We start from the raw sequence: 21,266 nt of genomic DNA, 5'->3' as shown, positions 1-21,266 counted from the left end.
GGCTCAAGTATTGGATCCGGTGCATTGCTTGGCCGCGGACACCGAATCGGTGAACTTGGTGATGGCCTTCTCCATGGCTCCCGCGTCGACGGCACCCTGTTCCTTCCGGATCATGGTGAAGATTTCGTGGCCTTCCTGCTGTAGCTTGCCGCACGAGGCATGGCCGACTGCCGTGGCGTCGGACATGACGTACCTCGAGTTCCCCTTCTTGACCTTGCCGGATGGCAGGCCGTAGGTGCCGTAGGCGACGTTCGTCAGGGTGGTTCCCGACTCCCATTGTTCGATGATGCTGGTGACGGCAATCCGTCCGTCGACCAGTAGTCGGCAACGGGTGAAGCCGGCGGGGCCACTCTTCACGGACGAGATCTTCTTCCCCGCAGGAAGAAGTGGCTCAAGGGCCGAGGCGGGCAGGGCGGTTCCGCACAGCGAGGACGGAATGGCATACGCTCGTTTCGCCTCCGGAGTTCCGGACGAACAGCTGGCCAAGGTCAGACCGGTAACCAAAAGACCGATGGTGCGGACCAATGGTGAACAGGGTCGCATACATTGCATCTTTGGTCCAGGATCTAGGGAATTCACTGAGAGGGTACCGTGGTCGGAAGGTCAGCCTCTGAAGCGCACCCTGCCTCCTGGGCCAATTTTCGGGAAATGGAATTCAGGATCAGCATCCGGTCCTTGTCGGAGCTGTCGCCCTGTATCTTGGTGGCCGTTGAAAGAAGTTCTGCCTTCACGTATTTGGCGTCACCAATGTAAGCGTCTTTGGATGGTGCTTTGGTAGTGCATTGAAAGAATAGATCGGCCCCAGTGGGTCCTGTGTTTGCATACACGCCCAGTGGATACCTGGTCTGGCCGCTGGATTCCTTCTGACTGGCAGAGGGGTGGCTGCTTGATGCCGAGAACCTGATCTCGAGAAGCGGTTCCCCGCTGTCATCTCCCGCCGTGTACACCCAGCACGCACCTCGCTTGCGGTACTCGTCGTGCAGGTGCTCGACAGTGTTCCTCAATGAAAACTTTCGTGGCTCACCTGCCTCGTTGGTTCCTGTGCCTTCTTCGAACCGGTTCGTACCGGCCAGCCGTTGCAATGCTCCTGCGGCTTCGGTGTCGAGTGTTCCGTCGCAGATCGTGCTCGCAGCGACGCCCTTACTCGACTCTTCCTTGTTGCCCCTCTTGGAGTCGTCTCCGCAACCGGCGATGAGCAGCGTCGCCGCGGCGATAAAAAAAGCCATATTGCGCCTACCGTATGCTGACACAGGTGGCACCTTCCATCCCAGATCAATCCTTGTACGGTGGTCGGCCTCGGTAGTCGTTTTCATGTGAGCCGGTGCCCAAGTAACTACTCTTTACTTCCTGGACCCATTGCTGATCGTCGGCTTTGTCTCTTGCCTGCGGGTGGTCTTTGAAGTAAGAGTCATAAGTCGAACCGAGGTCGTCCACTCCTTGGCCATAGAATTGGCGACTGGTCATCTGGGACGGGACGAGCGGATCAGATTCAGCATCGTCCGTGGCTTTGTCGATTTCCTGTCCGAGCAGCGTGTTGACAGCGTCGGAAGCCGTGTCCGCCGCGAGAGGGGCGATGAAGAGAGCGGCGGCTGTTGAACCGGGGAGAGGGACGGCTGCGACACCACCCGCGACGACCGCACCGACCATCAGCTTCTTCCAGTCGCCCGACCGGCCCAGTGCTTTGTTGGCGTCTTCTGAATTCTGGCCGTACGTTGTTTCTGCCTGCTGCACACGAGAGTTGTCCAAGATGCCGCGGGATTCAGCGCCCACGGCCATGATGTCCCGCGCGTGGTCCATATGTGCATCGCTGGTCGGCGGGTGCGCATCCAACATGCTCAAGGTGTAGAGATGCTGAGCGGTTGTCACGACCTTGTGCGAGTTCTCGTCCTGTCCGAGAACACTTAGGAAATCGATTGCACCTTGGTTGCCGAAATGTGCCCGCCCCGCATACCTGGCGGGGAAGTCGCCTGCGTCCTTGCTGTGGTCGCCGATGCCGGAAAGCTCGTAATCGATGTCATCAATGTACGCGCCGCCCATCTTGCCCAGACTGTCGGCGAGTTCGGGCTGGTCATGCAGCATCTTCGGCCCGTCTTGCCCACCGTAGAGATAGGCGACCTGCTCCATCACCCCTGCTGTGGCTGCTGTGCGCCTGTCGCCCGCCATGACGTCTTTCGCGCTGGCGTCGGCTGAGTATCCAGTGGTGGCTGCTTCGAGGGCGTGCCCGAGTGAATCACGTCCGGCGACGTAGTCATGCTTGCCGTCAAGGGTGGTGTCAGACACCCAGACGCGTTCCTTGGTCAGGTATTTGAGGTGGTCGTTCACCTCGGAGTCCTCGTTGACGGTGTCGCCGGCACCCTCGGGTTGCGCGAAGAACTGCGTCGACGCATCGGGGTTATGGCCGAGCGCCTCGAGGAACCCGGTCACGGGATCGCGGCCACGGTCGTTCTTGTAGCCCCAGTAATTGAGGTCGCCCTGGTTGGCGTTGTTCACCCAGAGGTTGATGCCCTCTCCGTTGACCTTCTTGTCGTACGCCAGGAGCTTGTCCCCGTAGTCGTTGAGGAACTGGTCGTCGTAGTCGCCGAAGCGCATGAGGTTGCTCATCGCGGCGTAACCGGTCGGATTGCTGGCGTCGTCGATGCCGAGCTGGTCGGGACCCAGCTTGATCATCTGCTTCTCCCAGCTCTGCATCCTGTCGCTGTCGGAGAGGGTGGCAAGACCGATGGTGGTTCCGAGGTTCTTCTGGAGTTGCTTGGCCTGCTTGGCTCGGTCAGGGTCGTACGTGCCCTGGTAGGGGTCGGCGATGCCGGCCCAGAAGGTGAGTGCCTTCTTCGGGCCGACCTGCGTGGCGAACTCCTCGGCGAAGAGGGGGTCGTTCTTGTACTTGGCCAAGGTGGAGTTGAGTGACGCGAGCTCTGTGTTCGTCACATCATGGGGGTTCTTCGCGAGGATTTTGGCCATCCGGTCGGCGTCCGCGACTGCCTTGGCGGCTTCGTCCCGGTTCTCGTAGTGAGCGCTGGAGAAGCCATACTTGGCCTGGTCAACGAGAAGTTTGAGCGCCTTTGCCGCAGTATTGTCACTTTCAGTCGCCTTGTTGAGGATGCGCTGGATCTCGTTGCGGAGATCGTTGACGTCCTTCTGACTGACCGCGCTTGTCTTGCCGCTCGGGTCGGAGGCCCAGTCGGGGCGGGGATTCCCGGTGACGCTGAAGGTGCCGTGGCCGGTGTCGATGACCGTGCAGTACTTGTACGGGGGGCGTTCGAGGGTTTCGTTCAGCTCACGCCGGTAGTCGATGAGCTCGCCGCGTGTGTCCTTGAGGATCTTCGTGATGGAATCCGCCTGCGTGTGGGCGTCTGCGAACTCCTCCGCGGTCTTGTCGATGAACTCGCGACTCACCTGGGCGTTGACGCCGGCCCAGTCGGCCTTGTCCGCACGGGACTTGAGGTGATTCCTGGCGTCCTCTTTCAGGTTCGCAAGATCCTTGGTCATCTTCTCCCAGTCGGTGATGGCCTCTCCGAGCTGCGAGAAGTTGCCGTGACGGAGCGCATCGAGATCCATTGCGTCAGCTGCCCTTTCGCTCGTCGAAGCCCTGGTCCAGCTGGGAGATGCTGCTCAGCGTGCCGGCGATGTAGGACTCGTCGGCGGCGTGCTGATTCGCTGTGTAGCGCAGGTGGTTGGAGATGTGGGCGCAGGCGTCCAGCAGGGTCTGAACTTGGTCGATCCAGCGCTCGGCGACGTGATCGAGTGCGGCCCCGATGGCGAAGCCCTCGCTCCTGAGTCCTCCGGCTGCCTTCATGGAGGAGAGGCGAGCGTAGTCACTGCACCCGCTGAATTCGTTGAAGAGGTCGTGTGCTGCTGAGCCGATCCCGGCGAGGTCCTTCTGGCGGACGGTGAGGTCACCGCGCGGGCTGCTGCCGCCGCCTCCATCGGGAGCGGCTAGTTGGTTGAGCTGCATGTGCGTCGCCCCGGCCTGCCGACGCGACTGCGCGTCCGCCTTGAGCTGCTCCCACTCGTCCCATGCCATGGATGATCATCCCCCGCGCGATGCCCGCTCGGTCATCGAATTCCATATGAACCGTCTAGCACTTCTTTTTAGATCGTCTAGTATCGGTAAAATAGCAGGCCGCCGGGACGGACACAGGCGCAATCCCGATTGCCCACAAGGCCTCCACCTCACCCCTGCACACAACGGCAAGATGCCGCGGACCGGTATGGTCCGCGGCATCCAGGTGGGGGAGGAGCTGTTACGGGAACGGGGAACGGCTTCGGAGAGTCAGGACTCCATGAGTCCGACCTGCACCATCGGCTTACCCCTCTTCCGTGACACGAAGGTGCCCCGGCCCGCCGGCATCGGCCGCGGGCGGACGCCACCCAGCAGGTCGCCCTCGGCCGGGTCGCCCGAAAGGACGACGCCCTGGGCGCCGAGTTCCTTGATGCGCTGCATGAAGGACTCGTAACCGGCGCGGCCGGAGCCCGCCGTGGAGCGGGCGATGATGAAGCGGACGCCGACGTCGCGGGCGAACGGGAGCATCTCCGTCAGGCCTGCCAGCGGGTTTCCGCTCGACGTGGACACCAGGTCGTAGTCGTCGATGACGACGTACACCGTCGGGCCCCGCCACCAGCTGCGGTTGCGCAGCTGGTCCGGGGTCACGTCGGCCGTGGGCGTGCGGCGCTGCATCAGGTCGGCCAGCGCGTCCATGTGGTGCTGCATCTGGTTCGACATCGGGATGTACTCGGCCAGGTGCGAGTCCGGGGTCACCCCGAGCAGCGAGCGGCGGTTGTCGACGACGAAGAGCTTGCAGGCGTGACCGTCGTACCGCTCGGTGAGCTGCTTGATCAGCAGCTTCAGCAGGTTCGACTTGCCGGACTCGCTCTCGCCGAACACCAGGAAGAACGGGTCCTGCTCGAAGTCCACGAACACCGGCTCGAGGTTGTCCTCGTCGAGGGCGAAGGCGATGCCCCGGTCCGGGAAGCGGTCGCCCGGCGGAAGCTGGGCCGCGGCGAACTCGCGAGGCAGCAGACGCACCTGCGGCGCGCCGGGCTCCTGCCAGTGGCGGGTGACCTCGGCCGCGAGGGCGGTCGTCGCCTCGGCGAGGTCGGTGTCGGAGGACAGGCCGTCGATACGCGGAACCGCCGCCATGAAGTGCTGCTTCTGCGGGGTCTGACCGCGGCCCGGCACCCCGGTGGGTACGTTGGCGGCGACCTTGCGGTCGACCTCCGAGTCCATGGGATCGCCCAGCCGCAGTTCGAGTCGGTTCATCAGGTGGTCCTTGAGGTTCGCCCGGACCTCCATCGAGCGCGACGCGGTGAGGACGAGGTGGATGCCGTAGCCCAGACCACGCGCGGCGATGTCCAGGACCATCGGCTCCAGGGCCTCGTAGTCCGTCTTGAAGTTGCCCCAGCCGTCGATGACCAGGAAGACGTCACCCCAGGGCTGGTCGGTCACCGAGATGTCGCCGCGCGCGCGACGCGAGCGGAACTCGGCGATGGAGGAGATGCCCGAAGCGCGGAAGTACTCCTCGCGGCGGGTCATCACGCCGTACACCTCGGCCGCGGTGCGCCGGACCTTCTCGGGGTCCAGACGTGAGGCGACCCCGCCGACGTGCGGCAAGCCGGCCACTGCGGACATACCGCCGCCACCGAAGTCCAGGCCGTAGAACTGCACTTCCCACGGGGTGTGCGTGAGCGCGAACGAGGCGATGATCGAACGCAGCAGCGTCGACTTGCCGGACTGCGGGCCGCCGATGATCTGCATGTGGCCGGCCGCGCCGCCGAAGTCGATCCACAGCGGGTCGCGGCGCTGCTCGTAGGGCTTGTCGATGAGACCGGCCGGGATGACGAGCCGGCCCGCTCCCTCGTAGCCGGGCTGTGTCATGCCTCGGCCGGGCACCGGCGCGAGCCCCGGCAGCAGTGCGTCGAGCGACGGCGGGCTGTCCAGCGGGGGCAGCCACACCTGGTGAGCCGCCGGGCCCTGTGCCTCCAGGCGCCGCACGATGACGTCGAGCACGGTGTCGGCGAGGGCGTCGTCCTGCTGTTCCTCGGCCACCGCCTGGCGCTGCTGCGGGACCGGCGCGTACCGCACCGGCACCTCGGCCGCCGTGAACAGGACCGGCCGGCGGTCGACGGGCAGCGGGCCGCCGAGCGCGGCGGCCGCGTGCGAACCGGTGCGGTACACCCCGGAGACGTACGCCGCCTTGAAACGGACCATTTCGTCCGTGCCGAACTTCAGGAAGCCGGAACCGGGGACGTTGGGGAGTTCGTAGGCGTCCGGGACGCCGAGCGCGGCGCGGGATTCGGCCGCGGAGAACGTACGCAGACCGATGCGGTACGACAGATACGTCTCCAGGCCGCGCAGCCGGCCCTCCTCCAGACGCTGCGAGGCCAGCAGCAGGTGCACGCCCAGTGAACGGCCGATACGGCCGATCTGCACGAACATCTCGATGAAGTCCGGCTTCGCGGTCAGCAGTTCGCTGAACTCGTCGATGACCAGGACGAGGGAGGGGATGGGCTGCAGGGGTGCGCCCGCCGCGCGGGCCTTCTCGTAGTCGTGGATGTTGGCGTAATTGCCCGCGTCGCGGAGCATCTCCTGGCGGCGGTTGAGCTCACCGCGGATCGAGTCGCCCATGCGGTCGACCAGAGTCAGGTCGTCCGCGAGGTTGGTGATCACGGCGGCCACGTGGGGCAGTTGGGCCATGCCCGCGAAGGTGGCACCGCCCTTGAAGTCGGCGAGGACGAAGTTCAGGGTCTCCGAGGAGTGGGTCACGGCGAGGCCGAGCACCAGCGTGCGCAGCAGCTCCGACTTGCCCGAACCGGTCGCGCCGACGCACAGGCCGTGCGGGCCCATGCCCTCCTGGGCCGCCTCCTTGAGGTCGAGCATCACGGGCCGGCCGTCCTCGCCGAGACCGATCGGCACGCGCAGTCGTTCCGACTGCGAGCGCGGCCGCCACGTCCGCTTCGGGTCGACCGAGGCCGCGTCGCCCAGGTTGAGCAGATCCGTGAACTCGAGGTTGGCGAGCAGCGGTTCGTCGTCGTCCCCGCCCGACGCCATGCGCAGCGGCGCGAGCTGGCGGGCGAGTGCTTCCGCGGCCTCGTACGACAGGACGTCGGGCGTTCCCTCGTACACCATGCCGTGTGCCGACTCCAGGCGCAGTTCCTTCGGCTGCACGACGACGGACAGGTCGCCACGGCCCATGCTCAGGTCGCCGGGCACGACCTCCAGCACGGTCACGCCCTGGAGGCCCTCGGGGTTGGCCAGCAGCGACGTGGGCGGCAGGGAGATGCCGTCGAGCACGACCACCAGATGCGGCTGCTCGGGAACGGGCGCCCCCGCGGGGTGGAAGCGCGGGCGGCCCTCGAGCCGGGAGGCGAGCCGGTCCTCCAGCTGCACCGGGTCCGTGGTGATCAGCCGGAAGCTGCCGGCGCCGTCGGCGACGCCCGGGGCCTGCACGTGCGGGAGCCACTTGGCCCACTCCCACTCGGGTACCGACTCGCGTCCGGTGACAACGGCGATGACCAGGTCTTCGGGGGAGTGCAGGGAGGCGAGGGAACCGGCGACGGCCCGGGCGGTACCGCGCACGGTGCCCGGCTCGCCGCTGATCGTCACGTGGTAGAAGGCCCGCAGCGAGACCGCCATCGGCAGGGCGTCGATGGTGCCGTGCGTGGCGAGGAAGCGCTGCATGGCGCCCGCGGTCAGCGGCTCCAGCTCGTCGACCGGGGCGGTCTGCGGCGGGACCAGGGGCGTGGCCAGGGCCTGCGGACCGAGGCCCACACGCACCTGCCCGAAGTCCTCGTCGCCGGAACGCCGCTCCCACACCCGGCTGCCCTCGGCGACCAGCGCCCACAGTTGCTCCGGCGAAGGGTTCAGATAGAACTGGGCGTCACGCTGGGCCTTTGCGGTGTCCATGGCGCCGCGCCGGGTCTGCGACAGGTAACGGAGGTAGTCACGGCGCATGTCGGCCATCTGGCCCTGGTTGCCGCGGCGGTAGCGGACGAGCATCGAGATGCCCATGGCGATCGTCGACGCCACCATCACCAGGCCCATGATCTTCATGAAGGGCTGGGCCTGCGGGTTGAAGAAGAACACCACGGATCCGCCCATGCCCAGCATGGGCAGGAGCTGCATCCAAGCGCCTTCCTGCTGACCACGCGGCAGTTCCGGCGGTGCTTGCAGTACGACCTCGTCCGTGGGCACTTCCTTCGGCAGTGCCCGCGGTGGGCGCTTGACGACGATGTGGCTCACTACGCACCAATTCCCTTGCCGGACCGAGATGTTTCGTCCGCCGCCCCGTGTCAGGCGAACGTCGATCGCGAAGCGCGATCCTACTGACAACCACGGACAAGGTGGGCGGTAGGGTGCCGGTGAGACGCGTGAGCAGTTGCGAATCGTTCCGGGAAAACCCGGGCATTCCGCAACGGTTCAAAGGAAGCGCCTCCCCGCAAACCCCGGCTGCGATCACTCGGTCGACCGGTGGAGCGGGTGGCGGCGCGCAACCTACACAGGATCTTTACGGACGGAAGCGTGCGCGGCGGCACCGCAGGCCGCCCCACCACCGACGAGGGGGAACAGCAGGTGAGCATGACGGCCTCCGCGCCTGCCGGCGCGACCGGTGGCTCGGGCGGAGCCCCTTCCGGGGCAGGCATGGGATTCGGTTTCTGCCGGGTCACCATCGTGGCGCCCGACAGCCGTATCGACGTGGCGCTGCCCGACGACGTCCCGGTCGCCGATCTGTATCCGGAGATCCTTCGCCTGTCCCAGCAGAGCCCCGTGGAGGGCGCCCCGGTCGGCTACCACCTCGTGCGGCGCGACGGCACCGTCCTCGACGGCGCCCGGTCGTTCACTGCCCAGCGCATCCTCGACGGCGAGCTGCTCACTCTGCGTCCGTTCTCCGAGTCGCTGCCGCCTGCCGTCCTCGACGACGTCTCGGAGGCGGTCGCCTCAGCGGTCACCCGCGACCGCACCCTGTGGAGCGGCGACCTCACCCGGGCCGCCGGCCTTGTCGCGGGCGGCATCCTGCCCGCGCTGCTCGCGTTCGTCGCGTGGAGCTCCCAGATCCGGCACGACATGCACAGCCTCCAGGGCATCATCGCGGGCGTCACCGGCATCCTGCTGGTCACCATCGCCTGTGTACGCGCGCGCGTGTACGACGACCGGGGTTCCGCGGTCGCGCTGGGACTCGGCGCCCTGCCGAACGTCGCCGTGGCCGGTTCGGGGCTGCTGCCGCTCTCCTCGGGCGAGGGCATCGGCCGGCTCCAGTTCCTGCTCGCCTGCACGGCGGTCCTCGTCGCGGCTCTCGCACTCACTCTGGTGTCGCCGGGCGGCGACGGCCCCTTCGTGGCGTTCCTCTTCGCTTCGACCATCGGCCTGATCACCACCTTCATCGCGACCCTCACCGACCTGAAGCCCATCGAGACGGCCGCCGTCTGCGCTCCGCTGTCCGTCGTGGCGCTGGCCTTCCTGCCGGGCCTGTCGATGCGCTTCGCAAGGCTGCCCATCGGCTTCGAACCGCCCAACCCGTCCCGTGGCGGCTACGACAGCGGTGAGCCCGCGCCGCAGGAGCCGGTGGACATCGAGCGCGTCGCCGCCCAGGCCCGACGCGGTCACGAACTGCTCGTCGGTCTCGTCGGGGGCTGTGCCCTCGTCGCCGTGGGCGCGTCGATCGTTCTCGGCTTCTCCAGCAACATGTGGGCCCAGCTCCTCGCCCTCGCGACCGGTTTGGCGATGCTGATGCGGGCGCACCTGTTCCGCTACACGGCGCAGGTCGGCGCCGCGCTCGCCGCGGGCCTGGCCGCGATCGTCTTCCTCGGGCTCGGGCTCGCCCTGAACCCGCCCAAGGGCTATCTGATCGACGCCCTCCAGGGCGACACCGCTTCCCTGGACATCCGCAGCATCTGGCTCGCCGCGGCGGTCGGCGCGGCCACCGCCCTGGTCACCGCGATCGGCCTGATCACCCCGCGGCGCGGTGTCACCCCCTTCTGGGGACGCTTCCTGGAGATCGCCGAGAGCTTCGTCCTGCTCACGCTGATCCCGCTGGCCCTGGCCGTGTTCGACGTGTACGCCCGGGCGCGTGCGATGACCAGCTAGAGACCGGTACCACGACAGGTCCGGTCAGGTACCGGCACACGAAAGAGGGCGGCACACACGTGTGCCGCCCTCTTTCGTGTGCCGTTCACGGCCGGCTCACTGACCCCCCAACCCCCTATCCCCCTCCGTCGGCTCCAGATCGAACTCCCCGTCCCGTGCCCCCAGCACGAACGCGCGCCACTCCGCCTCGGTGTAGCGCAGCACGGTGTCGGGGTCGAGGGAGGAGCGCATGGCCACGGCTCCCTCGGGCAGGTAGGCGATCTCGACGCGCTCCTCGTGCTCCTCGGTGCCCGGGGCGCAGTGCCACTCGACACCGGAGATGTCGAGGCCGTACAGCTCGTCCCGCTCCCGTTCCTTGCGCGCCTTGATCTCCGCTTCCGTCTCCGTCATCGTGCAACGACCCCTTCCCGGCGTAACGGCGTAACGTTCGGTCCCGGCGCTCACCCTAGTGGCCGCACGATCGCCGCCCGGGTTGTTCGCAGACCGGGGGAAAGGTGCCCGCCACCTCCTGGTACCCTGGCTGACGGCCGTTTGTGTACGCACCCCCGGACCCCCGCAGGCAGTCCTGCGGATTCTGGTGGCCGCGCCCAGCGGATCCCCGCCTCCCGAGTAACGGAAGCTTCCCCGAGACGTAGACCGGGGGCACTCGGTGGCATTCAACAGACTATTGAGGAGTACGCGTGTCGCTCGACGCCGCTACGAAGAAGCAGATCATCGGCGAGTTCGGTACCAAGGAGGGTGACACCGGCTCCCCCGAGGTCCAGGTCGCTCTGCTCTCCCGTCGGATCTCCGACCTGACCGAGCACCTCAAGACCCACAAGCACGACCACCACTCCCGTCGTGGCCTGCTGATCCTCGTCGGTCAGCGCCGCCGCCTTCTCCAGTACCTGGCGAAGAAGGACATCCAGCGCTTCCGTACGCTGGTCGACCGCCTCGGCATCCGCCGTGGTGCGGCGGGCGCCAAGTAAGACGCCGTGAAGGGAGCGGTTCCCGAAGGACTCGGGGATCGCTCCCTTTGCCGTATGTAGGGAAACGTGCGGAGTGTCACACACGCTTTGTAGTGTGGTAGCACAACGCAGTACGCACGACCGCAGTACGCACAACGCACGACGCAGAACGAAAAGAACGAAAAGAACGAGGAGAAGCGCACCTCGCCGCCGCCGGTCCTCGGTAGTGGCCCCCGGGGGGAAGCGAGCCCCGGGTGCTTCGATCGAAGACCGGCCCGCACCAGACGGCGCGCTTCTCCGCCACCGTCCCCCTGCCACACGGGCAGCCAAGGGACGAAAGACGATACGTAACGGAGAAAACGCTAGTGGAGAACGAGACCCACTACGCCGAGGCCGTCATCGACAACGGCGCCTTCGGTACCCGAACCATCCGCTTCGAGACGGGCCGCCTGGCCAAGCAGGCCGCCGGCTCCGCCGTGGCGTACCTGGACGACGACACCATGGTGCTGTCGGCCACGACCGCCTCCAAGAACCCCAAGGACCAGCTCGACTTCTTCCCGCTGACGGTGGACGTCGAGGAGCGGATGTACGCCGCCGGCAAGATCCCCGGCAGCTTCTTCCGCCGTGAGGGCCGTCCCTCCGAGGACGCCATCCTCACCTGCCGCCTCATCGACCGCCCGCTGCGCCCGTCCTTCAAGAAGGGCCTGCGCAACGAGATCCAGGTCGTCGCCACGATCATGGCGCTCAACCCCGACCACCTGTACGACGTCGTGGCGATCAACGCCGCGTCCGCGTCCACGCAGCTGGCCGGCCTGCCCTTCTCCGGCCCGATCGGCGGCGTCCGCGTCGCGCTGATCCGCGGTCAGTGGGTGGCCTTCCCGACGCACACCGAGCTCGAGGACGCCGTCTTCGACATGGTCGTCGCGGGCCGCGTCCTGGAGGACGGCGACGTCGCGATCATGATGGTCGAGGCCGAGGCCACCGAGGGCACCATCAAGCTCGTCGAGGGCGGTTCCGAGGCGCCGACCGAGGAGGTCGTCGCCGCCGGTCTGGACGCCGCGAAGCCCTTCATCAAGGTGCTGTGCCGCGCCCAGGCGGACCTCGCCGCGAAGGCCGCCAAGCCGACCGCCGAGTTCCCGATCTTCCTGGACTACCAGGACGACGTCTTCGAGGCCCTGACGGCCGCCGTCCGCCCCGAGCTCGCCCAGGCGCTCACCATCGCCGGCAAGCAGGAGCGCGAGGCCGAGCTGGACCGCGTCAAGGGTCTCGCCGCCGAGAAGCTCCTGCCGGAGTTCGAGGGCCGCGAGAAGGAGATCTCCGCCGCGTACCGCTCGCTCACCAAGCAGCTGGTCCGTGAGCGCGTGATCAAGGAGAAGAAGCGCATCGACGGCCGTGGGGTGACGGACATCCGTACCCTCGCCGCCGAGGTCGAGGCCATTCCGCGGGTGCACGGTTCCGCGCTGTTCGAGCGTGGCGAGACCCAGATCCTGGGCGTCACCACCCTCAACATGCTCCGCATGGAGCAGCAGCTGGACACCCTCTCCCCGGTGACCCGCAAGCGCTACATGCACAACTACAACTTCCCGCCGTACTCCACCGGCGAGACCGGCCGCGTCGGCTCCCCGAAGCGCCGCGAGATCGGCCACGGCGCCCTCGCCGAGCGCGCCCTCGTGCCGGTGCTCCCGACGCGCGAGGAGTTCCCCTACGCGATCCGTCAGGTGTCCGAGGCCCTCGGCTCCAACGGCTCGACGTCCATGGGCTCGGTCTGCGCCTCCACCATGTCGCTGCTGAACGCCGGTGTGCCGCTGAAGGCCCCGGTCGCCGGTATCGCCATGGGCCTGATCTCCCAGGAGATCGACGGTGAGACGCACTACGTCACCCTCACCGACATCCTCGGTGCGGAGGACGCCTTCGGCGACATGGACTTCAAGGTCGCCGGCACGAAGGACTTCGTGACCGCCCTCCAGCTCGACACCAAGCTGGACGGCATCCCGGCCTCCGTCCTGGCCGCGGCCCTCAAGCAGGCCCGCGACGCCCGTCTCCACATCCTCGACGTGATGATGGAGGCCATCGACCGGCCCGACGAGATGAGCCCGCACGCCCCGCGGATCATCACCGTCAAGATCCCGGTCGACAAGATCGGTGAGGTCATCGGCCCCAAGGGCAAGATGATCAACCAGATCCAGGAGGACACGGGCGCCGAGATCACCATCGAGGACGACGGCACGATCTACATCGGTGCCGCCGACGGTCCCTCGGCGGAGGCCGCCCGCGCCACGATCAACGGCATCGCCAACCCGACGATGCCCGAGGTCGGCGAGCGCTACCTGGGTACGGTCGTCAAGACCACCACCTTCGGTGCGTTCGTCTCCCTGCTGCCGGGCAAGGACGGTCTGCTGCACATCTCGCAGATCCGCAAGCTGGCCGGCGGCAAGCGCGTGGAGAACGTCGAGGACGTCCTCGGTGTGGGCCAGAAGGTCCAGGTCGAGATCGCCGAGATCGACTCCCGCGGCAAGCTCTCCCTCGTTCCGGTGATCGAGGGCGAGGAAGGCAACGACGAGAACAAGGACGACGCCGAGAAGTGACGTCCCGTAGCCCCAAGGTGACGGCCCGCTCCTCTTCGGAGGCGCGGGCCGTCGCCCGTACCCAAACCCTGATCAAGGGCCGGAACGGCATCGGCACGGTCCGTAAGACCACCCTCCCGGGCGGCCTGCGCATCGTCACCGAGACCCTGCCCTCGGTCCGCTCCGCGACCTTCGGTATCTGGGCGCACGTCGGCTCCCGCGACGAGACCCCGGCCCTGAACGGCGCCACGCACTACCTGGAGCACCTGCTCTTCAAGGGCACGCGAACGCGCAGTGCGCTGGACATCTCCGCCGCCCTCGACGCCGTCGGCGGCGAGATGAACGCGTTCACGGCCAAGGAGTACACGTGCTACTACGCGCGCGTGCTCGACACCGACCTGCCGCTGGCCATCGACGTCGTCTGCGACATGCTGACCGGCTCGCTGATCATGGAGGAGGACGTCGACATCGAGCGCGGCGCGATCCTCGAAGAGATCGCTATGACCGAGGACGACCCGGGCGACTGTGTGCACGACCTGTTCGCGCACACCATGTTCGGGAACAACGCCCTCGGCCGCCCGGTCCTCGGCACGGTCGACACGGTCAACGCCCTCGGCGCCGACCGCATCCGCCGCTTCTACAAGAAGCACTACGACCCGACCCACCTCGTGGTCGCCTGCGCGGGCAACATCGACCACGACAAGGTCGTACGCCAGGTCCGCGCCGCGTTCGAGAAGGCGGGCGCCTTCAAGAACCCGGACGCGCAGCCGATCGCCCCGCGTGACGGCAGCCGTACGATCCGGACCTTCGGCAAGGTCGAGCTGCTCGGCCGCAAGACCGAGCAGGCGCACGTCGTCCTCGGTATGCCGGGCCTCGCCCGCACGGACGACCGCCGCTGGGCCATGGGCGTGCTCAACACCGCCCTCGGCGGCGGCATGTCCTCCCGCCTCTTCCAGGAGGTCCGGGAGAAGCGCGGTCTCGCCTACAGCGTGTACTCGTACACGTCCGGCTTCGCCGACTGCGGCCTGTTCGGCGTGTACGCCGGCTGCCGGCCGAGCCAGGTGCACGACGTGCTGAAGATCTGCCGCGACGAACTCGACCACGTCGCCGCCAACGGCCTCACGGACGACGAGATCGCCCGCGCCGTCGGCCAGCTCCGCGGCTCCACCGTCCTCGGCCTGGAGGACACCGGCGCGCTGATGAACCGTATCGGCAAGAGCGAGCTGTGCTGGGGCGAGCAGATGTCCGTCGACGACATGCTGGACCGGATAGCCGCGGTCACCCCGGACGAGGTCCGCGCGGTCGCCCGCGACATCCTGGGACAGCGCCCGTCGCTGTCGGTCATCGGCCCGCTGAAGGACAAGCAGGCCGCACGGCTGCACGACGCCGTCGCCTAACCACTCCTCACAAGGAAGCACACAGAGATGAGCAAGCTGCGCGTGGCGGTCCTCGGCGCCAAGGGCCGGATCGGGGCCGAGGCGGTCAAGGCGGTCGAGGCCGCCGAGGACATGGAGCTGGTCGCCGCCCTCGGCCGCGGGGACGGGCTGGAGACGCTGGCGGAGACCGGCGCCCAGGTCGCGGTCGAACTGACCACCCCCGACTCGGTCATGGCCAACCTCGACTACTGCGTGCGCCACGGCATCCACGCCGTCGTCGGGACGACGGGCTGGACCGAGGAGCGCCTCGCGCGGCTGACCGGCTGGCTCGCCGAGTCCCCGAAGACCGGCGTGCTCATCGCGCCGAACTTCTCCATCGGCGCCGTGCTGACCATGAAGTTCGCGCAGATCGCCGCGCCGTACTTCGAGTCGGTCGAGGTCGTCGAGCTGCACCACCCCAACAAGGTCGACGCCCCGAGCGGTACGGCGACCCGCACCGCCCAGCTGATCGCCGAGGCCCGCCGGGCGGCCGGTACGGCCCCGGCGCCGGACGCCACGGCGACCGCCCTGGACGGCGCCCGTGGCGCCAGCGTCGACGGGATCCCGGTTCACGCCGTCCGGCTGCGCGGCCTCCTGGCCCACCAGGAGGTGCTGCTCGGCGGCGAGGGCGAGACCCTCACCATCCGCCACGACTCCCTGCACCACAGCAGCTTCATGCCGGGCATCCTGCTTGGCGCCCGCCGCGTGGTGACCACTCCGGGCCTGACCTTCGGCCTGGAGCACTTCCTGGATCTGAGCTGAGACAGTCCCTGCCATGCGCGCCAAGATCACCTACCTCGTCACCGCCGCCGTCCTGGTCTTCTACTTCGTCCTGGTCGGCAGCCGCGGCGTCATGCTTATCCAGGCCGGCACGCTGCTGACCGTCACCTTCGGGGTCGCGGTCCTGATCCTGCCGGTCATCGGCCTGTGGTTCCTGTGGCAGAACACCCAGTTCGTCCGCAAGGCCAACGCCCTCGCCGCCCAGCTCGACGCCGAGGGCGGCCTGCCCGTGGACGAGCTGCGGCGCACCCCGAGCGGTCACATCGACCGCGACTCCGCCGACGAGGTGTTCGCCAAGCGCAAGGCCGAGACGGAGGCGTCCCCCGACGACTGGCGCTGCTGGTTCCGGCTCGCCGTCGCCTACCACGACGCCCGCGACACCCCACGCGCCCGCAAGGCCATGCAACGGGCCATCGCCCTGCACGACGGCAAGCCCGCCCGGGCCTGACCCGTACAGCGCCGAACTGCACGCGCCTGCGCACACGCCGAAGGGGCCGGCCCGCAGCGGACCGGCCCCTTCGGCGTGCCTGTGGAAGTCAGCCGCGCCCGTGCCCGCGGCCGCACTCCGCGGCCCACGCCTCCACCGTGTCCGCGGCCCGGTCGAAGGCGGCCGGACGGCTCAGGAAGTCGAGCGTGTGCGTGGTCAGCAGCGGCGGCGTGTCCTCGGCCGGCCTGTCCTTCCGGACGAGGGCCAGCGCCTGCCCCTGCACGGTCCGGGGCAGCCCCAGCCAGCGCACCGGCTGCTGCGCCGTCCGCACCGAGACCACGCGCGACCACGGCACCGTACGCGTCACCAGGAACCCGACGTGACGCAGCCCGCGCCCGCTCACCCACACACCCATGCGCAGCATCCGCAATGCGGCCGCGATCACCACGAGCGCCGTGACGAGGACCGCCACGGCGGAGGACACCGAGTCGGCCAGGGCGATGGCGACCGCGGCGAACAGCACGAAGGAAGCGACCAGCAGCACCAGCGCGGCCACGCCCACCCGCCAGGGCCCGGGCCGGTAGGGGCGCCGCCAGCGCTCCCGGTCGTCGTAGGGCAGCGCGCTCTCGTCGGCGGCCTCGAAGGTGCGGTCGGCCGTCAGGAAGGGCAGGGGCACGGCTGGTCCTCACTCAATCCTTGCGTGGGCTGTGCCCGGTGAGGCTATCCGGCGGGGTTCGCGCTCACCACCCTTGGACGGCTGTAAGGGGTGGGGCCCGTCAGCGCCCGTCGGCGGCCTGCGACTGCTGCACGGGTGTGCTGGGCGGAGTCGACAGCGCCGGCATGCCGAGTATCAGCGAGCCCGCGAGCCCGGCGACGATGGTGAGGCCCAGCAGCCAGCGCCCGGCTATCTGCCCGGCCGACGCACGCCGGCGCGGCGGGGGAGCGACATTGCTGCGGAACCGGTCCGCCTCGGCCAGGAAGGCGAAGGGCACGGGCTCACGCCGACGGAACATGGGACGTACCTCTCCTCTCGGGAGTGTCGTTTTCGGGTCGAACGAGCAGGTCTCACCCATACAGACGATCGAGTGACGGAAAAGGTGCCCATGTCCGAAAAAATCATCGACGCGGTCACGACTCCCTGACGGTGCGGCACTGTCAGAGGCGCCCCGTACAGTGGGCGCGAACCTGAAGAAGTGATGGGAAGGACCCCCGTGACCACCCCCGAGTCGCTCACCCTGCGCAGTGACGTCACCGTCGAGCTCGTGAAGTCCAGCGCGTCGGATGCCGACGTCCTCTTCGCCGCCCGCGTCTCCACGCTCGGCGAGCAGTCCCTGGACGAGCTGAAGAAGGACCCCGAGCGCTCCAAGGGCCTGATCAACTACCTGATGCGCGACCGGCACGGCAGCCCGTTCGAGCACAACTCGATGACCTTCTTCATCAGCGCCCCGATCTTCGTCTTCCGCGAGTTCATGCGGCACCGCGTCGGCTGGTCCTACAACGAGGAGTCCGGCCGCTACCGCGAGCTGGAGCCCGTCTTCTACGTCCCCGGCGCCGACCGCAAGCTGGTCCAGGAGGGCCGCCCCGGCAAGTACGTCTTCGTCGAGGGCACCCCGGCCCAGCACGAGACGGTGAGCGACACCCTCGCCGAGAGCTACGAGCAGGCGTACGCGGCGTACCAGAAGCTCCTCGCCGAGGGCGTCGCCCGTGAGGTCGCCCGCGCGGTGCTCCCGGTCGGTCTGTTCTCCTCGATGTACGCCACCTGCAACGCCCGCTCCCTGATGCACTTCCTCGGCCTGCGCACCCAGCACGAGCTGGCCAAGGTGCCGTCCTTCCCGCAGCGGGAGATCGAGATGGTCGGCGAGAAGATGGAGGCGGAGTGGGCCAAGCTCATGCCGCTGACGTACGCCGCCTTCAACGGCAACGGCCGGGTCGCCCCGTAACCAGGGCCCGGAACGGATGTGCGCATCAGCCGGGCGAAGTGTCCGTATTGCGGCATTCAGAGAAGTTCATCTAGCCTGATCAAACGGACCCGGCACTGCCTGAACCCCCGAGCAGGCAGTGCCGGGCTCCACATTTGTCCTGACTTTCCAGGCCCCCCGAGGGCAGACCACGCATGGAGCACCGAGTAGCGTGTTACCCATGGCTCCGACCTCGACTCCGCAGACCCCCTTCGGGCGGGTCCTCACCGCCATGGTCACGCCCTTCACGGCGGACGGCGCACTCGACCTCGACGGCGCGCAGCGGCTCGCCGCCCACCTGGTGGACGCAGGCAACGACGGCCTGATCATCAACGGCACCACGGGCGAGTCCCCCACCACCACCGACGCGGAGAAAGCGGACCTGGTACGAGCCGTACTGGAGGCGGTCGGCGACCGAGCCCACGTCGTCGCCGGCGTCGGCACCAACGACACCCACCACAGCGTCGAGCTGGCCCGCGAGGCCGAGCGCGTCGGCGCCCACGGTCTGCTGGTCGTCACGCCGTACTACAACAAGCCCCCGCAGGAGGGGCTGTACCGCCACTTCACGGCCGTCGCGGACGCCACCGGCCTGCCGGTCATGCTCTACGACATCCCCGGCCGCAGCGGCGTCCCGATCAACACCGAGACGCTCGTCCGGCTCGCCGAGCACCCCCGCATCGTCGCCAACAAGGACGCCAAGGGCGACCTCGGCCGCGCCAGCTGGGCCATCGCCCGGTCCGGCCTCGCCTGGTACTCCGGCGACGACATGCTGAACCTGCCCCTGCTCTCCGTGGGCGCGGTCGGCTTCGTCTCGGTCGTCGGCCACCTCGTCACCCCCGACCTGCGCGCCCTCGTCGACGCGTACACCTCGGGCGACGTCGTCAAGGCAACCGAGATCCACCAGAAGCTGCTCCCGGTCTACACCGGCGTGTTCCGTACCCAGGGCGTCATGACCACCAAGGCCGCCCTCGCCCTCCAGGGCCTGCCCGCCGGGCCGCTGCGCTCGCCCATGGTCGAGTGTTCGCCCGAGGAGATCGCCCAGCTCAAGATCGATCTTGCCGCCGGCGGGGTACAGCTCTGACAACAGACTTGGCACCACCCGAGCTTCACAACTGAAGAACAACACAAGACGCAGGCCACCGGTGCCTGCACCCCACAACGACAACTGCTTCTGCACGAACGTCATGCGCGCCACGTGCCCGACCGGTACGTGGCGCGCATGTTTGAGGAGAGTCTTTTGAGTCATCCGCATCCTGAACTCGGCCCGCCCCCGCCGCTCCCCAGGGGCGGCCTGCGCGTCACCCCGCTCGGCGGTCTCGGCGAGATCGGCCGGAACATGACGGTCTTCGAGTACGGCGGCCGCCTGCTGATCGTCGACTGCGGAGTGCTCTTCCCCGAGGAGGAGCAGCCCGGAATCGACCTGATCCTGCCGGACTTCACGTCCATCCGGGACCGCCTCGACGACATCGAGGGCATCGTCCTCACGCACGGCCACGAGGACCACATCGGCGGCGTCCCCTTCCTGCTCCGCGAGAAGCCGGACATCCCGCTGATCGGCTCCAAGCTGACCCTCGCCCTGATCGAGGCCAAGCTCCAGGAGCACCGGATCCGCCCGTACACCCTGGAGGTGGCGGAGGGGAACCGCGAGCGCGTCGGCCCCTTCGAGTGCGAGTTCATCGCCGTCAACCACTCCATCCCGGACGCGCTGGCCGTCGCCATCCGCACGCCCGCCGGCATGGCGGTGCACACCGGCGACTTCAAGATGGACCAGCTCCCGCTGGACAACCGTCTGACCGACCTGCACGCGTTCGCCCGGCTGAGCGAGGAGGGCATCGACCTCCTCCTCACCGACTCGACGAACGCCGAGGTCCCGGGCTTCACGCCGCACGAGCGGGACATCTCCAACGTCCTGCGCCAGGTCTTCGCGAGCGCCCGCAAGCGGATCATCGTGGCGAGCTTCGCCAGCCACGTCCACCGCATTCAGCAGATCCTCGACGCTGCCCACGAGTACGGCCGCCGGGTCGCCTTCGTCGGCCGCTCGATGGTCCGCAACATGGGCATCGCCCGGGACCTCGGCTACCTGAAGGTGCCGCCGGGCCTCGTGGTCGACGTCAAGACGCTGGACGACCTCCCGGATCACGAGGTGGTCCTGGTCTGCACGGGCTCCCAGGGCGAGCCGATGGCGGCCCTGTCCCGCATGGCCAACCGGGACCACCAGATCCGCATCGTCGAGGGCGACACGGTGATCCTGGCGTCCTCCCTCATCCCCGGCAACGAGAACGCGGTCTACCGCGTCATCAACGGCCTGACCCGGTGGGGCGCCAACGTCGTCCACAAGGGCAACGCCAAGGTGCACGTCTCCGGCCACGCCTCGGCGGGTGAGCTGCTGTACTTCTACAACATCTGCCGCCCGAAGAACCTGATGCCGGTGCACGGCGAGTGGCGCCACCTGCGGGCCAACGCCGAGCTGGGCGCCCTGACAGGCGTCCCGCACGACCGGATCGTCATCGCCGAGGACGGCGTGGTGGTCGACCTGGTCGAGGGCAAGGCCAAGATCGCCGGCAAGGTCCAGGCGGGATACGTCTACGTCGACGGACTCTCTGTCGGCGACGTCGGCGAGCCGGCCCTCAAGGATCGCAAGATCCTCGGTGACGAGGGCATCATCTCGGTCTTCGTGGTCGTGGACGCTTCCACCGGCAAGATCACGGGCGGCCCGCACGTCCAGGCGCGTGGCTCCGGTATCGAGGACTCGGCCTTCGCCGAAGTCCTTCCGAAGATCACGGAGATCCTGGAGAGGTCCGCCCAGGACGGCGTCGTGGAGCCCCACCAGCTCCAGCAGCTCATCCGACGCACCCTGGGCAAGTGGGTCTCGGACACGTATCGCCGCAGGCCGATGATCCTCCCGGTGGTCGTGGAGGTCTGACGGTCCGTCGGAACCTTCACCCGAGCGGGGCGCCTCGATTTGCATCGGGGCGCCCCGCTCCAGTACGTTTACGGCTCCGCCAGCAAGGGAACCCCCCGGCCGCTTCGTGCGCCGAGGACAACCCGGAGGGGCGGGAAAACCGACTCAGAACTTCTGATAAAGTCGGAACTGCCG

The 21,266-nt window shown here is 68.0% G+C and carries 17 protein-coding genes; 9 read left to right on the top strand and 8 right to left on the bottom strand.

Annotation, left to right across the window (positions count from 1 at the left end; all coding sequences use genetic code 11):
* Positions 1-3: 3 nt before the first annotated feature.
* From BIV23_RS04900 to eccCa, 5 genes are all read right to left on the bottom strand, one after another.
* Positions 4-525, bottom strand: a complete 522-nt coding sequence (locus BIV23_RS04900) for a hypothetical protein (RefSeq protein WP_143079048.1) — start codon at positions 523-525, stop codon at positions 4-6.
* A gap of 50 nt (positions 526-575) precedes the next feature.
* Positions 576-1,226 carry a hypothetical protein gene (locus tag BIV23_RS49515; RefSeq protein ID WP_143079047.1) on the bottom strand — a complete coding sequence of 217 codons (651 nt, stop codon included), beginning with the start codon at positions 1,224-1,226 and terminating at the stop codon, positions 576-578.
* Between the two features lie 46 nt (positions 1,227-1,272).
* On the bottom strand, positions 1,273-3,555 hold the full coding sequence (locus tag BIV23_RS04895) for a DUF6571 family protein (RefSeq protein ID WP_071379498.1): 2,283 nt from the start codon (positions 3,553-3,555) through the stop codon (positions 1,273-1,275).
* A 4-nt stretch (positions 3,556-3,559) separates the two neighbouring features.
* The gene (locus BIV23_RS04890) at positions 3,560-4,021 is read right to left on the bottom strand and encodes a hypothetical protein (protein WP_071379497.1); all 462 of its coding nucleotides are present in this window, start codon (positions 4,019-4,021) and stop codon (positions 3,560-3,562) included.
* A 249-nt stretch (positions 4,022-4,270) separates the two neighbouring features.
* The gene (gene eccCa, locus BIV23_RS04885) at positions 4,271-8,236 is read right to left on the bottom strand and encodes a type VII secretion protein EccCa (protein WP_071379496.1); all 3,966 of its coding nucleotides are present in this window, start codon (positions 8,234-8,236) and stop codon (positions 4,271-4,273) included.
* A 336-nt stretch (positions 8,237-8,572) separates the two neighbouring features.
* Here eccCa and eccD point away from each other — a divergent pair, with 336 nt between their 5' ends.
* A complete protein-coding gene (eccD, locus tag BIV23_RS04880) occupies positions 8,573-10,078 on the top strand; it encodes a type VII secretion integral membrane protein EccD (protein WP_071379757.1) in 1,506 nt (501 codons plus the stop codon).
* Positions 10,079-10,174: 96 nt separating this feature from the next.
* On the opposite strand, the gene BIV23_RS04875 is transcribed toward eccD, so the two are convergent.
* Positions 10,175-10,468, bottom strand: coding sequence for a DUF397 domain-containing protein (locus tag BIV23_RS04875; protein ID WP_071379495.1), 294 nt, complete (start codon positions 10,466-10,468; stop codon positions 10,175-10,177).
* A 290-nt stretch (positions 10,469-10,758) separates the two neighbouring features.
* On the opposite strand from BIV23_RS04875, the gene rpsO reads away from it, so the two are divergent.
* The 5 genes from rpsO to BIV23_RS04850 all read left to right on the top strand — a co-directional run bounded on the left by rpsO (position 10,759) and on the right by BIV23_RS04850 (position 16,232).
* Complete coding sequence (rpsO, locus tag BIV23_RS04870; protein ID WP_053664877.1) at positions 10,759-11,046, top strand: 30S ribosomal protein S15; 288 nt, start codon at positions 10,759-10,761, stop codon at positions 11,044-11,046.
* A 344-nt stretch (positions 11,047-11,390) separates the two neighbouring features.
* The gene (locus tag BIV23_RS04865; RefSeq protein ID WP_071375633.1) at positions 11,391-13,610 is read left to right on the top strand and encodes a polyribonucleotide nucleotidyltransferase; all 2,220 of its coding nucleotides are present in this window, start codon (positions 11,391-11,393) and stop codon (positions 13,608-13,610) included.
* Positions 13,607-14,986, top strand: a complete 1,380-nt coding sequence (locus BIV23_RS04860) for a M16 family metallopeptidase (protein ID WP_071379494.1) — start codon at positions 13,607-13,609, stop codon at positions 14,984-14,986. Before BIV23_RS04865 ends, BIV23_RS04860 begins: the two co-directional genes overlap by 4 nt.
* Positions 14,987-15,013: 27 nt before the next feature.
* A complete protein-coding gene (gene dapB, locus BIV23_RS04855) occupies positions 15,014-15,766 on the top strand; it encodes a 4-hydroxy-tetrahydrodipicolinate reductase (RefSeq protein WP_071379493.1) in 753 nt (250 codons plus the stop codon).
* 13 nt (positions 15,767-15,779) lie between these two features.
* Positions 15,780-16,232 (top strand): tetratricopeptide repeat protein, encoded by a 453-nt coding sequence (locus tag BIV23_RS04850; RefSeq protein ID WP_071379492.1) that lies wholly within the window; start codon positions 15,780-15,782, stop codon positions 16,230-16,232.
* Positions 16,233-16,320: 88 nt separating this feature from the next.
* Here the strand turns inward: BIV23_RS04850 and BIV23_RS04845 are convergent, their stop codons facing one another.
* Complete coding sequence (locus BIV23_RS04845) at positions 16,321-16,887, bottom strand: hypothetical protein (protein WP_071379491.1); 567 nt, start codon at positions 16,885-16,887, stop codon at positions 16,321-16,323.
* Positions 16,888-16,987: 100 nt separating this feature from the next.
* Positions 16,988-17,224 (bottom strand): hypothetical protein, encoded by a 237-nt coding sequence (locus BIV23_RS04840; protein ID WP_071379490.1) that lies wholly within the window; start codon positions 17,222-17,224, stop codon positions 16,988-16,990.
* A 183-nt stretch (positions 17,225-17,407) separates the two neighbouring features.
* Between BIV23_RS04840 and thyX the strand changes: the two genes are divergently transcribed.
* The 3 genes from thyX (at position 17,408) to BIV23_RS04825 (ending at position 21,092) form a co-directional block, all read left to right on the top strand.
* A complete protein-coding gene (thyX, locus tag BIV23_RS04835; protein WP_071379489.1) occupies positions 17,408-18,151 on the top strand; it encodes an FAD-dependent thymidylate synthase in 744 nt (247 codons plus the stop codon).
* Between the two features lie 199 nt (positions 18,152-18,350).
* Positions 18,351-19,250, top strand: a complete 900-nt coding sequence (dapA, locus tag BIV23_RS04830) for a 4-hydroxy-tetrahydrodipicolinate synthase (RefSeq protein ID WP_071379488.1) — start codon at positions 18,351-18,353, stop codon at positions 19,248-19,250.
* 156 nt (positions 19,251-19,406) lie between these two features.
* On the top strand, positions 19,407-21,092 hold the full coding sequence (locus tag BIV23_RS04825) for a ribonuclease J (protein WP_071379487.1): 1,686 nt from the start codon (positions 19,407-19,409) through the stop codon (positions 21,090-21,092).
* Positions 21,093-21,266 lie beyond the last annotated feature (174 nt).

Origin of the sequence: Streptomyces monashensis (assembly GCF_001866665.1) — a bacterium.
In the GTDB taxonomy this organism is placed as follows: domain Bacteria; phylum Actinomycetota; class Actinomycetes; order Streptomycetales; family Streptomycetaceae; genus Streptomyces; species Streptomyces monashensis.
The sequence above is the reverse complement of the archived record's forward strand: the minus strand, read 5'-3'. Positions and strand labels throughout refer to the sequence as shown.